The sequence below is a fragment of the Selenomonas sp. oral taxon 126 genome, assembly GCF_001683335.1.
In the GTDB taxonomy this organism is placed as follows: domain Bacteria; phylum Bacillota; class Negativicutes; order Selenomonadales; family Selenomonadaceae; genus Centipeda.
Window position 1 is genome coordinate 957,827 of sequence record NZ_CP016201.1, and the last position, 13,470, is coordinate 971,296.

Annotated in this window: 14 protein-coding genes and 1 riboswitch; all 14 genes read left to right on the top strand. The window is 61.6% G+C overall.

The features are described 5' to 3' along the window. Window positions 1-799 (top strand): ATP-dependent 6-phosphofructokinase (locus tag AXF19_RS04195; protein WP_237141691.1); only part of this gene is annotated, 799 nt, incomplete at its 5' end. A gap of 445 nt (window positions 800-1,244) precedes the next feature. After that, complete coding sequence (locus AXF19_RS04200) at window positions 1,245-2,009, top strand: ParA family protein (RefSeq protein WP_066845480.1); 765 nt, start codon at window positions 1,245-1,247, stop codon at window positions 2,007-2,009. Then, window positions 1,996-3,003 carry a ParB/RepB/Spo0J family partition protein gene (locus AXF19_RS04205; protein WP_066845483.1) on the top strand — a complete coding sequence of 336 codons (1,008 nt, stop codon included), beginning with the start codon at window positions 1,996-1,998 and terminating at the stop codon, window positions 3,001-3,003. The genes AXF19_RS04200 and AXF19_RS04205 overlap by 14 nt, the downstream gene beginning before the upstream one ends. A 70-nt stretch (window positions 3,004-3,073) precedes the next feature. After that, entirely contained in the window at window positions 3,074-3,595 is a 522-nt protein-coding gene (locus tag AXF19_RS04210; protein ID WP_066845486.1) for a DUF4446 family protein, read from the top strand. A gap of 340 nt (window positions 3,596-3,935) precedes the next feature. Then, window positions 3,936-4,859: a M23 family metallopeptidase gene (locus tag AXF19_RS04215; RefSeq protein WP_066845488.1), complete on the top strand. Its 924-nt coding sequence runs from the start codon at window positions 3,936-3,938 to the stop codon at window positions 4,857-4,859. 12 nt (window positions 4,860-4,871) lie between these two features. Further along, window positions 4,872-5,663: a hypothetical protein gene (locus AXF19_RS04220; protein ID WP_066845490.1), complete on the top strand. Its 792-nt coding sequence runs from the start codon at window positions 4,872-4,874 to the stop codon at window positions 5,661-5,663. A gap of 99 nt (window positions 5,664-5,762) precedes the next feature. Further along, window positions 5,763-5,933, top strand: a riboswitch (molybdenum cofactor riboswitch). Window positions 5,934-6,194: 261 nt separating this feature from the next. Continuing rightward, entirely contained in the window at window positions 6,195-7,283 is a 1,089-nt protein-coding gene (locus AXF19_RS04225; protein ID WP_066845492.1) for a hydrogenase small subunit, read from the top strand. Continuing rightward, window positions 7,280-9,193, top strand: coding sequence for a nickel-dependent hydrogenase large subunit (locus AXF19_RS04230; protein WP_066845495.1), 1,914 nt, complete (start codon window positions 7,280-7,282; stop codon window positions 9,191-9,193). The genes AXF19_RS04225 and AXF19_RS04230 overlap by 4 nt, the downstream gene beginning before the upstream one ends. Before the next feature lie 12 nt (window positions 9,194-9,205). Then, window positions 9,206-9,889 carry a Ni/Fe-hydrogenase, b-type cytochrome subunit gene (gene cybH, locus AXF19_RS04235; RefSeq protein ID WP_066845498.1) on the top strand — a complete coding sequence of 228 codons (684 nt, stop codon included), beginning with the start codon at window positions 9,206-9,208 and terminating at the stop codon, window positions 9,887-9,889. Window positions 9,890-10,025: 136 nt separating this feature from the next. Then, the gene (locus tag AXF19_RS04240) at window positions 10,026-10,268 is read left to right on the top strand and encodes a heavy-metal-associated domain-containing protein (protein WP_066845501.1); all 243 of its coding nucleotides are present in this window, start codon (window positions 10,026-10,028) and stop codon (window positions 10,266-10,268) included. A gap of 1 nt (window position 10,269) precedes the next feature. Then, window positions 10,270-10,608 (top strand): hydrogenase maturation nickel metallochaperone HypA, encoded by a 339-nt coding sequence (gene hypA / locus AXF19_RS04245; RefSeq protein ID WP_066845504.1) that lies wholly within the window; start codon window positions 10,270-10,272, stop codon window positions 10,606-10,608. Window positions 10,609-10,611: 3 nt separating this feature from the next. Beyond that, window positions 10,612-11,298, top strand: a complete 687-nt coding sequence (hypB, locus tag AXF19_RS04250) for a hydrogenase nickel incorporation protein HypB (RefSeq protein ID WP_066845507.1) — start codon at window positions 10,612-10,614, stop codon at window positions 11,296-11,298. After that, window positions 11,282-11,815 carry a HyaD/HybD family hydrogenase maturation endopeptidase gene (locus tag AXF19_RS04255; protein WP_066845509.1) on the top strand — a complete coding sequence of 178 codons (534 nt, stop codon included), beginning with the start codon at window positions 11,282-11,284 and terminating at the stop codon, window positions 11,813-11,815. The genes hypB and AXF19_RS04255 overlap by 17 nt, the downstream gene beginning before the upstream one ends. Next, window positions 11,812-13,470 (top strand): carbamoyltransferase HypF (hypF, locus tag AXF19_RS04260; RefSeq protein WP_066850045.1); only part of this gene is annotated, 1,659 nt, incomplete at its 3' end. The genes AXF19_RS04255 and hypF, both read left to right, overlap by 4 nt.

Below are 13,470 nucleotides of genomic sequence, written 5' to 3' on the forward strand. Positions count from 1 at the left end.
CAAGGATGTGGGCGACATCATCCAGCGCGGCGGTACATTCCTCGGCACGGCGCGCTGCAAGCGCTGGCAGACGCCCGAGGGACGCCGCCTCGGACATGAGAACCTCATCAAGCGCGGCATCGAGGGACTCTGCGTGATTGGCGGAGACGGTTCCCTGCGCGGCGCACAGCTGCTTTCGGAGGAGTACGGCTTCCCCATCGTCGGCCTGCCGGGCACGATCGACAACGATGTCTGGGGTATGGACTATACGATTGGCTGCGACACAGCGGCGAACACGATCATCGACGCCATCAACAAACTGCGTGATACGGCATCGGCGCATCGCCGCGTCATCGTCCTCGAGGTCATGGGGCGCAACTGCGGCTGGCTTGCACTCGTTGCGGGCATCTCGGGCGGTGCGGAGTACATCCTCGTGCCCGAGGAGGAGTATGACCTCGCACAGATCACTGAGGATCTGATGAAAGCCTATGACCGCGGGAAACGCTATATCCTCATTGTTGTCGCCGAGGGTGCGGCAAGCGGGCAGGAGGTCTGCGACTACATCGCAAAGAATACGGATATCGAGACGCGTGTCTCCGTCCTCGGACACATCCAGCGCGGCGGTTCACCGACGGTGATCGACCGTGTGCGCGCAAGTCAGCTTGGCGAGCAGGCGGCGCTTGCACTTATCTCGGGGCTCTCGGGCGTTGTCTTTGGCTACAGCAAGGGGCATGTTGTCTCCGTCAACCTCTACGATGCCGTGAACAACAAGAAGAAGCTCGACTCCGACTACCTCCACCTCGCAAAGGTGCTGTTCTGAGAGCTGTTCTGTTTCCTGTTTGGTAGACTATGGACCTTCTCCACTGTGCCGGGGGAAGCTAATATGCCGTAATCCAAAGCCTTCCCCGTGCGGCACGGGGGAGGGGAACCGCGAGCGGTCAACGTCAACCAATCACACGTCGCTAACGCTCGTGTTCTTGGGACGTTTTCGCATACGACCTGTTTCCCAATCAGCTGCGCCCTATGGGCTTGCTTCTTGGACAGGTCAGCAAGCGGTGGAAGGGGCGCTTTGGGCATATAGGCTTTCTATTGTCAAAAATGCGTATAGGCTGCTGGCGCCCCTATCGGCTCACTGCGTTCGCCACTTCCCCCGTAGCGACGGGGGAAGCTGATATTCCGTAATCCAAAGCCTCCTCCGTCTCGGATGGGGAAAGCAAGATTTCTTCATTTTTACACCTTCCAACGCCCGCAGAAAGGATGATCCCGTGGCAAAGATCATAGCGATTGCCAGCCAGAAGGGCGGCGTCGGCAAGACGACCACAGCCGTCAACCTCGCCGCCGCTGTCGCACGCGCAAAGCGCCGCGTCCTGCTCGTTGACATCGACCCGCAGGGGAACGCAACGAGCGGCTTCGGCATCGACAAGAATATGCTCATGTCCACGACCTATCGCGTCCTGATCGAGGGGCGCAGTCTGCGGGAGTCCATCGTTACATCGGACTACCGCGTGGATGTCCTGCCCGCCAGCGTCGAGCTCGCGGGGGCGGAGGTGGAACTGGCGGGGATGGAGCGGCGGGAGACGCGCCTCAGGGACGCGCTCACCGTGGTGGAGCACGACTACGACTACATCTTCATCGACTGCCCGCCCTCCCTCGGCTTCCTCACGCTGAACGCACTCGCGGCGGCGCACGCCGTCCTCATCCCGATCCAGTGCGAGTTCTACGCACTCGAGGGCGTGGCACAGCTGATGAACACGATCGGCCTCGTGCAGGAGAGTGCAAACCCTGCGCTCACTGTGCAGGGGGTTGTCATGACCATGTACGACAGCCGCACGCGCATTGCGACGCAGGTCGTCGATGAGGTGAAAAATGTCTTTGGCGCGGCGCTCTACGAGACCCTGATTCCGCGCAACGTGCGCCTCTCGGAGGCACCGTCCTTCGGGCAGCCGATCACCTCCTATGATATCACGTCGCGCGGCGCAGAGAGCTATATCGCACTGGCAAGGGAGGTCATGAAGCGTGAAGAAAGCTAAGACAGGCGGACTCGGGCGCGGGCTCGGTGCGCTTGGACTTGGGAAAAACGCCCTTGCGGGCGCGCCAAAACCGGCAGAACAGCCCGTCCCTCCGGAGACGGTGGAACCTGCGGCACAGACGGGAAAACCCGCAGAGCTGCCCGTGGATGCAATCGTCCCGAACCGCTTCCAGCCGCGCCGTGAATTCGATGAAGCTGCACTCGAGGAACTGCGCGAATCCATTGTGCGCCATGGCATTCTTCAGCCCCTCTCTGTGCGCGATATTGGCGGCGGGAAATACGAGCTCATCGCGGGCGAGCGCCGCCTGCGCGCGGCACGCCTCGCGGGACTCACGACCGTCCCCGTCGTCTTTCGCACGGCATCCGACGCGGAGCTGGCGGAGATGGCACTCATCGAGAACATCCAGCGCGAGGATCTGAACCCCATCGAGGAGGCGCACGCCTACGAACGCCTCCTCACGGAGTTCCGCCTCTCGCAGGAGGAGCTCGCACGACGTGTCGCACGCAGTCGCTCGGCGATTGCGAACAGCGTCCGCCTCCTGCGTCTCGCCGACGAGGTACAGGCATTTGTCGCAAACGGTGTCCTTACGATGGGGCAGGTGCGCCCCCTCCTCACCCTCGGCAGTGCGGCACTCCAACGCGAGGCGGCGGAGTACATCCAGGAGCACGAGCTCTCGGCGCGCGGTGCGGAGGCACTTGTGAAGCGTCTCGTCAAAGATCCGAACGCTCTTAAAAAGGCGGCAGAATCCGCTCCGCCCAAACGCACCCCGGACATCTTCGTGCGCGAGGCAGAGGAACGTCTCACACGCAGCCTTGGGACGAAAGTCCGCATACAAGAGGGGCGTGAGCAGGGCAAGGGACGCCTCGAGATCAGCTATTTCTCTGCGGATGACCTCGAGCGCCTGCTGGGACTGCTCATGGGCACGGACGGCGCGGCGAAGGAGGACAAGCGCGCGGCGCTGCGTGCCATCTCCACACAGGGCTTCACCGTGTGAATATAGCCGTGGAATACGCAGGGAGTAATTCTAAAACTGCCGAGAAACGTAGGGAAGAAGGGAAAAAGCATTGTTTCTGAACAATCTTGTTAGCTATATTGCATCACATGAGGCGGCGCTTCTGCTCGCCTCCATGCTGCTGATTCTGGTACTGTTGATCCTCGTCGTCTACACGATGGTGCGCCTCTCGACCATGCGGGCGCGCTACCGCGAGATGATGCGCGGCTCGGAGACCGAAGACATCGAGGGCATGCTCATACAGCACATCCACGAGGTCGAGCAGGTCGCCGCGACGAATGCGCACATCCTTGAGGAAAACGAACTCATCCGTCAATTTCTCCGCAAAACCCTCGTCCGCACTGCCATGGTGCGCTTCCGTGCATTTGAGGACATGGGCGGCGACCTCAGCTATGCTGTCGCCATGCTCGACGCGAACAACGACGGCGTCATCTTCTCGAGCATCTTTGCGCGTGCGGACTCGCGCAGCTACATCAAGCCGATCAAGAACGGCTCCTCGGAGTACCCGCTCACGGACGAGGAAAAGGGCGTGTTGCGGGAGGCGATGGCACAGCCGTTGCCGATTCAGTATTGAAAAGTAGGTTCTTTGACATCTGTTACGGAACATTGGAAACCGACCCGTGCGATGCTCCTAAGCAAACCCTAGTGGAGCAAGCGGAAACGAGGACACGTTCTGCCCCCTGCGGATTTCTTTCGTCCAAGCGCGCAGCGCGCGTTTAAGAAGTCCGCAGGTATTTAGGCAGATAAGTGTCCGACCGCTTGCGTAACTAAGCGTTTGCGTGGAGTGCGCACGGGGGTATTCCGTAACAGTCATCATAGAACCAGAAAGTAAAAACCTGCTGGCACTCAGCAGGTTTTCATTTTTTTCGGATAGGATAGGGAAGCAGAAATCAACCATCATACAGGAGAAGAACTTGAACGAAGAACAGCAAAAACGCTATAAAATCCAATTCATCGACAATGAGGAAGACGTGACACGCACGGTGAAGCTCTCCCTCGGCTCGCTACGCATGATCGCCGTCGGGGCAGGAGCAGCGATCGCTGTCCTCGCTGCGGCATCCGTGCTCTCCATCTACACACTCATGAACGGACAGGTGCATGAGGCGGAGACGGCACAGCTGCGCGAGGCGAACCGCATTCAGCAGGAGCAGATCCTGCAGGTGTCGAAAAAGGCGGCTGCGCTTCAGCAGGATCTCGACAACCTTCACCGCTCCGAGGACGGACTGCGCGCCCTCGTCGGTGCACCGCCCGCCGCAGCGGACGCGGTGACACCCGTGCAGGAGCAGCCGGCAGCGTCCACGGGCGGTGCGCCGCATGATCTCACGACGGCGGAGCTCGGTGAGGCGCTTGAGATGATTGAGGCACGTATGATCGCACGCCGCTCCTCGCTTGATCTGCTCGCGCAGACGATGCGTGCGAACTTCCCGGGGGCGGGTGCCTACGCATCGGATGACGGAGCGCATACCGTGCCCTCCATTTGGCCGACATCGGGCTACGTCAGCTCGCCCTACGGCCTGCGCTTTAACGGCACGGAGTTCCATCAGGGCATCGACATCGCCGCCGAGACGGGCACGCCCATCGTCGCAACCGCAGACGGCGTTGTAACAGCGGCGGGCTGGGACGGCAGTGGCTACGGCAACATGGTCGATATCGACCACGGCGATGGGATCATGACGCGCTACGGGCACGCCTCCGCTGTCGCTGTGACGCCGGGGCAGACGGTGCGGCGCGGACAGGTGATCGCCTACGTCGGCTCCACGGGCTACTCCACGGGTCCCCATCTCCACTACGAGGTGCGCGTCAATGGTCAGCCTGTCAACCCCGCAGGGTATTTATAAGGAAGGAACACAATGAAAGCAATTCATTTCCTGCTTGCCGCAGGTATTTTCCTCCTCCCCGCCTATGGGGAGAGTGCGGAGAAGAAGGACATCCATGAGGTGATGACGGCGGAGGAGGGGCACGCGCCCGCCGCCGCAGAGGCGAAGGCGGAGACACCTGCGCCCGCACAAGAGGAGTCCGCCCTCGACGAGGAGATGGACGAGCTCGGCGATGAGTCTCTCGATGTGCGCGATGAGAACGGCAAGATCATCCCCATGCCCTATGAGGCTGGCGATGCGAATACCGCGGACATAAAGCAGGAGCCTGCCGCCGAGGAAATGGGACATGGCTACGGTACGGATGAGCCGCTTTTGGCGAATGTTGATGCCTCCTATGACGCAGGCGCATACGGCGATTTGACCGCGATCGGCGCCGTGACGCTCAAGGGCGGCGACTGGGTCTTCATCGAGGGCGACGAGCGGCGCGGCTGGTTCTTCGACCGCTCGATGATGCAGCGGAACGAGGACGGCACGATTTCCTACTGGCAGCTCATCCTCTACAACGACTTTGGGCGCGCGCAGTTCATCAAGGCCATGCACGACGATGCGTATGAAAAACTCGCCTACACCCTCCAACGGCGCGTGCTGGATCTCAAAAAGAACACGATCCGCACCTATGAGATCATCGCCTTTGACGGCGAGAACACGGTCATCACGGACGGCGACCGCGACGGACACGCCGCCGAGATCCGCCCGCACACCATGGCGGAGAAGGAGCGCGATGCCGTGAAGAAGGCGGCGAAGAAGCTGAAATACAAGAAATAAACTGATGATATCCTGAGAATAAATGTCGCATATTGACAGGGTGCAAAATTCCTGTTAGAATTAATGCACAATTAAATATGCGGGAGGGTGTTTTGCAGACGTCTTCCACGTTTCCGAGCAAAGATGTCTAAGGGCAGACGGTTGCCTATGATATCGCGCCTGCGCTGAGCGATCACACGCAAGACGCGCACAGGGTTCACGCAGAAATGCGGGAGCCTTCCCCTCGGAGGCAGAGCCTCCCCATTGAAAAGGAAGCGACAGAATTGCCAATCGCAGAGTCAGGCGCGGTGTCTTTTCGGTGCGCTCTATTACATGACGATTTTGAGGGCTGTTCGTCGTACCTTTGGTGCGGGGGACAGTCTTTTTTGCGTGCAAGAGGCGAACATAAAATTAGTTTCGCGAATAGAGAAAATTGTATATCTTTTTCACCCGATAGGGTGTATAATGATAAATATTTTTTTGGGAAAAAGAAGTAATTATTCTCAATAAAGCGCCCAAAAGGACGCCTGTGTATTTGTTAGGAGGATTCATGTGAGTAAGAGGGAGAGCTTGTGGGAGGCCTATCTCGCGAAGGGCATGAGTCGGCGCAGTTTCCTCAAGGGCTGCGTGACGCTCACCTCGCTGATGGGACTCAGCACGGACATGATGACGAAGGTCGTCGAGGCGGCAGAGACGAAGCCGCTGCCGGTCGTGATCTGGCTGCATGGGCACGAGTGCACGGGCTGCGATGAGTCCTTCATCCGCTCGGGTGCGCCGCTTGCATCCGATCTGGTGCTGAACAGCATCGCGCTCGAGTACAGCCATGTTCTGAGTGCGGGCTGCGGTGAGCCGTTCGAGGAGCACCTCGAGACCACGATCAAAAAGTACCACGGGGAGTACATTCTCGCGGTCGAGGGCGCGGTCGCGTCGGGCGCGCACGAGTATACCTGCATGTCGGGCGGGCATCCCTTCTCGCATACGCTGAGGCGTGTCGCCGAGGGGGCAAAGGCGGTCATCGCCTACGGCACGTGCGCGACGGCGGGCGGCATTCAGGCTGCAGCGCCGAATCCAACCGAGTCCAAGGGCATCCGCGCCTTCATCGGCGCGAAGCCCTATATTGCTGTGCCCGGTTGCCCGCCGATCGCCGAGGTCATGACGGGCGTCGTCATGCACGTCGCACTCTTCGGCACGCTGCCCCCACTCGATGCGGAGGGGCGTCCGCGTCAGTTCTACGGCAACCGCATTCACGATACCTGCTACCGCCGTCCCTTCTTCGACGCAGGCATGTTTGCCGACCGCTTCGACGATGCGGGCGCAAAGGCGGGCTGGTGCCTCTATCATCTCGGGTGCAGAGGACCCGAGACCTACAACTCCTGTGGCAATCTGCGCTGGTATCAGGGCATGTCCTATCCAATCCAGTCCGGTGCACCCTGTATCGGCTGCAGCAATGCAAACTTCTGGGACGATGCACCTTTTTCGCGACGTCTGCCTGAGTATGACGGCATCGATGTCGACATGGTCGGCGCAGGCCTTGCCGTCGCGACGGCGGTCGGTGTTGCGGCGCACGCGGGCGCGAGCCTCGTGCAGAAGAAATGCCACGAGAAGCAGCTGGAGCAAGAGGGAAAGCAGGTGCATGAATGAAACACGTAGTAGTCGATCCGATCACCCGCATTGAGGGACATCTGCGCGTCGAGATCCAGGTGGACGAGGCGACGGGCAAGGTTACGGATGCCATCTCCTCCGGAACCGCGTGGCGCGGGCTCGAGCTCGTCATGAACGACCGCGATCCGCGCGATGCGTGGGCGTACATCCAGCGCATCTGCGGCGTCTGCACGTCGTCCCACGCACTGGGCTGTCTGCGCGCCGTGGAGGATGCATTCGGCATCACGATCCCGAAGAACGCACACTATATCCGCAACATCATCGCGGCGTGCCTTGGACATCAGGATCATATCATCCATTTCTACCATCTGCACGCGCTCGACTGGGTCAGCCCTCTCGAGGCACTGAAAGCCGATCCTGCGGCGACGGCAGCGCTCCAGAACACGGTGCTCGCGACCTATCGGCTGCCGTTCCGTGGCCCCGCGGGGCTTGAGACCGAGGCGTATCCGCACGACGTGCCCGTCTCGAATCCCGAGTACTATGCGGCGATCAAGGCGAAGGTGCAGAAGATTGTGGAGAGCGGCCAGCTCGGCATTTTCTCCGCGCAGTGGTGGGATCATCCGGACTATCAGATGCTGCCGCCCGAGGTGCATCTCATGGCGATTTCGCACTACCTCGAGATGCTGGACAAGCAGCGCGATCTCGTCGTGCCGCACGTCGTCTTCGGCGGCAAGAACCCGCATCCGCACTACTGCCTCGGCGGCATGCCCTGCTCCATCTCGATGGAGGACGGCAACGCCCCGATCAATACGGCACGCCTCGCGATCGTCGACCGCTCGATCCAGTCCGCGCGCCACATGATGAACGACTACTATCTGCCGGATGTGCTCGCCATCGGGCATCTCTATGTGCAGAAGGGCTATGTCTCGGGCGGGGGTCTCGCGAAGGAGCGCGTGCTCGGCTTCGGGATGTTCCCCGTGGAGCCGTTCTCCGGCGCGACGAACGGCGACTTCTTCAAGGATCTGCTCGTGCGCTGCAACGGCGTCGTGGAGAACTTTGCGGGCGGCGTCATGCAGGCGAAGGTCTATGATTTTAAGATGGAGGATGTCTCCGATCCCGAGGTCATCAGCGAGAGCGTCGAGCACGGCTGGTACGAGTACAGCGGCGGCGACAGCAAGGGGCTGCATCCGTGGGAGGGCGAGACGAAGCCGCACTACACGGAGCCGAAGGAAGGCACGAAGACGGAGTGGAAGGCTCTGAACGAGCAGGGCAAATACTCGTGGCTCAAGACGCCGAAATGGCGCGGCAAGCTCTGCGAGGTCGGTCCGCTCGCGCGCTACATCGTTCTCTATACGAAGGCAAAGCAGGGGCTGCTCGGCGACCTCACGTGGGCAGAGCAGATGATCGTCGATCAGATCGACGCCGTGACGAAGGTGCTCGGCGTACCGCCCGAGGCATGGCTGCCCTCGACGGTCGGCCGTACGGCGGCGCGCGCACTCGATGCGCAGCTGCAGGCGGAGATCAGCAAGTTCTTCTTTGACAAGCTCGTTGCGAACATCAAGAGCGGCGACACGCGCGTGGTGAACAACGACAAGTGGGATCCCTCGACCTGGCCGAAGGAGGCAAAGGGCGTCGGCTTCTACGAGGCACCGCGCGGTGCGCTCAGTCACTGGGTCGTCATCAAGGACGGCAAGGTGGCGAACTATCAGGCGGTTGTGCCGACGACGTGGAACGCCTGCCCGCGCGATGATGCGGCAGGACACGGCGCATACGAGATGTCGATGATGGATACGCCCGTGAAGATTGCGGACAAGCCGCTCGAGATCGTGAAGGCGGTGCGCTCGTTCGACCCGTGCATGGCGTGCTCGACCCACCTCTTCAACGCGAAGGGGGAGAAGATCCGCGTCGTCACGACCGACCCCTACGCCGGCGTGCGCGTGGACGAATAGGGGGCGATCCGCATGAAAAAAGAACAGCGGCAGGAGTATTACCTCTTCAGTCCCTTTCTGCGCATCTTTCACTGGCTGATGGTCATTGCGATCATCGTGCTCTTTATCACGGGCTTTCTCATCACGAAGCCGCCCGTGATCCTCGCCTCCGAGCCGACGAATACGCCGCTCCTCATGAATCTCGTGCGCAACATCCACTTCGTTGCGGCGTTTGCGTTCTGTGCGGGCTTCATCGGGCGCATCTACGGCTTTATCATCAATCGCGGCGACCGCCTTTTCCCGCATTTCTGGAAAAAGCAGTACTATCTGGATGCGTGGGAAGTTGTGCAGCACTACATTTTCCTGCGCACGTCTCATCGCCCCTTCCTGCGCAACCCTCTGGCGCGCGCAGCATACGCAGGGCTGTATGTGATGGTGGCGGTCGAGGTGCTGACGGGCTTTGCCATGTACTACATGACAGAGCCGTCGGCGATTGGCGGCATCCTGTTCGGTTGGGTGAACCATGTCCTCGGGAACGAGTTCATGTCGCATTTCGTGCATCACTATGCAGCGTGGGCGATCATGCTGTTCGCGATTGGGCATTTCTACCTCGTCGTCCGTGCGGAGTTCATGGAGGGTGAGGCGGAGGTCTCAAGTATGTTCGCAGGCTCGAAGCTGCTGCGCCACACGCCTGTTGATGCGAGGGATGTGGAGTAGGGGAAGCTAAAATGCTGTGTCCCCAAGCCTCCCCCGTCGAAACGGGGGAGGGGGACCGCTTGCGGTGGTAGGGGCGCCTTGAACGGCGTGGGATATTCTCACGAAAAAATATAATTGTATCTACAAGGAGTAAACTATGTGTAAAGAATGTGGCTGCGGGCTCGCAGAGAGCACGACGCATTTGCAGTTTTTTGTGAAGGGCTATACGGAGGAGAATGCCGCCGCTGTGGAGAAGGCGCTCCTCGGTCTCCCGGGCGTCCTCTACGTGCATATTCATACGCATGACGGCGAGACGACGGTCGACTATGACCCGGCAAAGACGAAGATGACACAGCTCATCAGTACCTTTGCCGCGCACGGGCTCACGGCGCAGCTCTAATATGCACGAGATGGCGATTGCCGAGGGCATCCTCGATATTGCCCTCTCTCATGCGCGCACGCATGCGGCGCAGCGGATCGAGCGCATCCATCTCCTCCTCGGGGAACTCTCGGGGGTGGAGACGGAGGCGCTTTCCCTTGCGTTCTCCTCCGTGCAGCGCGGGACGATTGCAGAGAATGCCGCACTCACATGGGAGCGCATTCTCCTGACGGGGCGCTGTCATGACTGCGGCAGAGAGCGGCACATGAGACCCTCGGACTACCTCTGCCCCGACTGCGGCGGCGGCATGGAGATCATCGGCGGGCGCGAGATGCGCGTGGACTATATAGAGATGGAATAGGATATGAAGGTAGTAGTAAAGGCGGACATCCTCGGGAAAAACGAGGCGGCGGCGGCGGAGAACGCGGCGCTCTTTGCACGGCATGGCATCTATGCGCTGAACCTCCTCGGCTCGCCCGGCTGCGGCAAGACCTCGCTGCTCGAGCAGACGCTTACGGCGCTCGGCGGGGGGCTGCGCATGGCGGTCATTGAGGGCGACCTCTTCACGACGAAGGACGCGGCACGCATCGAGCGCTGCGGTGCGCCCGTTGTGCAGATCAACACGAGCGGGGGCTGTCATCTGGATGCGGCGATGGTCGCGGCGGCTCTCGCAAAGCTCGATCTCACGGCGCTCGACCTCATCGTGATCGAGAACGTGGGCAACCTCGTCTGCCCCGCCGAGTTCGCGCTCGGTGAGGACGCGAAGGCGGTCGCACTCAGCATCACGGAGGGCGACGACAAGCCGCTGAAATACCCGCTGATCTTCAAGGAGTCGGCGGTCGCGCTGCTGAACAAGGTGGACATTCTGCCCTATACGAATTTCGATATGGAGGCGGCGCGCGCGGATATCACGGCGCTGCATCCCGGCGTCCCCGTCCTTGCGGTCTCGTGCCGCACAGGCGAGGGACTGACGGCGTGGTACGACTGGCTGCGCGCCGAGGTCGCGGAGAAGAAACGCAGGAAGGAGAGCGGCAATGAAGAGCATCTATGACGAGATTGTTCCCGTCGCACCCGTGACGGTGCTCGGGATCGGCAATATCATCCTGCGTGATGAGGGCTTCGGCGTGCGCGCGATGGAGTATCTGGAGGAGCACTACTCCTTTCCGCAGGAGGTACGCCTGCTCGATGGCGGGACGCTCGGCCCCGAGCTGCTGCATTTCGTCACGGGCACGGAGAAGCTGCTCATCCTCGACGCTGTCGCGGGCGATGCGGCACCGGGGACGGTCTACCGCTTTGAAAACGATGCGGTGATGGCGCATTTTCAGGAAAAGATGTCCTCGCACGAGATCGGGATTCAGGATGTGCTCGCGTGGCTGACAGTGACGGGGCGTGCAATTCCAAACGTCGTCGTGCTCGGCATGCAGCCCTATGAGCTGACGGCGGGGCTGGCGCTCAGTCCCGAGATGGCGGCGGCACTGCCGCACTTTGCGCATCGCGCGGTGGAGGAGCTCGTGCGCTTCGGCGTCATTCCGAAGGAGCGCAGCGTGCGGCGCAGGAAGACGGCATGACAGATTGCGGACATACGACGCCGGGGCAGAGCCCCGCAAGCGGGGGCGCGCGGGAAAGGCGCGCCTTTCGTGTCTCAGGGATTGTGCAGGGGGTGGGATTTCGTCCCTTTGTCTATCGGCTCGCAGTGCAATACGGTCTTGGCGGCTGGGTGCTGAATGACAGCGCAGGTGTCGGGATCGAGGCGGAGGGCACGGCGGCGGCACTCGACGCATTTGCGGATGCCCTGCGTCGTGAGGCGCCGCTTGCCGCATCCGTGACGGCGGTCACGTTCACAGATGTTGTGCCGCAGGGCGAGGAGGACTTTCGCATTCTCGAAAGCCCGCAGGGGGCGGCGGCGCGCACGCTCGTCTCGCCCGATCTCGCCGTCTGCGCGGACTGTCGGCGTGAGATTCTCTCCGCCGCAGATCGGCGGCACGGCTACGCCTTTACGAACTGTACGAACTGCGGGCCGCGCTACTCCATCATTCGCGGTGTGCCCTATGACCGCCCGCTGACCTCAATGGCGCCGTTTCAGATGTGCCCCGCATGTCAAAGGGAGTATGACGACCCTGCCGACCGCCGCTTTCACGCGCAGCCGAATGCGTGCGCCGTCTGCGGTCCCTCCTATCGTCTGATTGTCGATGGGGAGGAGGCGGCGGGCGATGCGCTCGTGGCGGCACGGCAGGTGGTTGCGGACGGCGGCATCCTCGCCGTCAAGGGCATCGGAGGCTATCATCTCGCGTGCGATGCGCGGAGCGAGGCGGCGGTGACGCGCCTCAGACGGCGCAAGCGGCGCGAGGCAAAGGCGCTTGCCGTGATGGCGGGCAGCATGGAGACGGTGCGGGGGCTCTGCACGGTGTCGGCGGAGGAGGAGCGCTGGCTCACATCACCTGCCGCGCCGATTGTCCTCCTGCGTCGGCGCGTTGACGCTTTGGATGCGGCGGCAGAGGAGGTCGCGCCGGGGAACGCCTACCTCGGCGTGCTCCTGCCATATGCGCCCGTCCATCTCCTCCTGCTTGATTCTGCCGATCTCTGGGTGATGACGAGCGCAAATCTCAGCGGGGAGCCGATTATCTATGAGGATGACATTGCCGTGCATGGACTTGCGGGGATTGTGGACGCGATTCTCGTGCACAATCGGGAGATCGTACATCGCGTGGACGACTCCGTCCTGCGCATGACGGCGGGCGGGCGGCAGATTGTGCGCCGTAGCCGTGGCTTTGCACCGACGCCGCTTGCTCTGCCCTTTGATGGGGGGACATCGGTACTTGCGGGCGGGGCGGAGCTGAAGAATACCTTTTGCCTGACGCGCGGGTGGGAGGCTTTTCTGAGCGAGCACATCGGTGATCTCATGGAGCACGCCGTGCTCTGCTCTTACGAGGAGACGATTGCGCATTATGAGCACTTTTTCGAGGTGCGTCCCGCGCTGCTCGCCGCCGACCTCCATCCCGCCTATCTCTCGACGCAGTATATGCGGACGCGTGCGGCGCGCGAGGGGCTGCCGCTCGTCTCTGTGCAGCATCATCATGCGCATATTGCGGCGGTGCTCGCCGAGCACGATGTGCGGGCGCGTGTCCTCGGCGTTGCGCTCGACGGGACGGGCTACGGGGCGGATGGGGCTTCGTGGGGGGGGGAGTTCCTTGCGGCGGATATGGCGGACTACGAGCGGCTCGCG

Excerpts from the sequence above, each read along its gene's own strand:
- AXF19_RS04220 (WP_066845490.1), top strand. The coding sequence starts at position 4,872 with ATGAAAGCAATTCATTTCCTGCTTGCCGCAGGTATTTTCCTCCTCCCC.
- AXF19_RS04230 (WP_066845495.1), top strand. The coding sequence starts at position 7,280 with ATGAAACACGTAGTAGTCGATCCGATCACCCGCATTGAGGGACATCTG.
- cybH (WP_066845498.1), top strand. The coding sequence starts at position 9,206 with ATGAAAAAAGAACAGCGGCAGGAGTATTACCTCTTCAGTCCCTTTCTG.
- AXF19_RS04240 (WP_066845501.1), top strand. The coding sequence starts at position 10,026 with ATGTGTAAAGAATGTGGCTGCGGGCTCGCAGAGAGCACGACGCATTTG.
- hypA (WP_066845504.1), top strand. The coding sequence starts at position 10,270 with ATGCACGAGATGGCGATTGCCGAGGGCATCCTCGATATTGCCCTCTCT.
- hypB (WP_066845507.1), top strand. The coding sequence starts at position 10,612 with ATGAAGGTAGTAGTAAAGGCGGACATCCTCGGGAAAAACGAGGCGGCG.
- AXF19_RS04255 (WP_066845509.1), top strand. The coding sequence starts at position 11,282 with ATGAAGAGCATCTATGACGAGATTGTTCCCGTCGCACCCGTGACGGTG.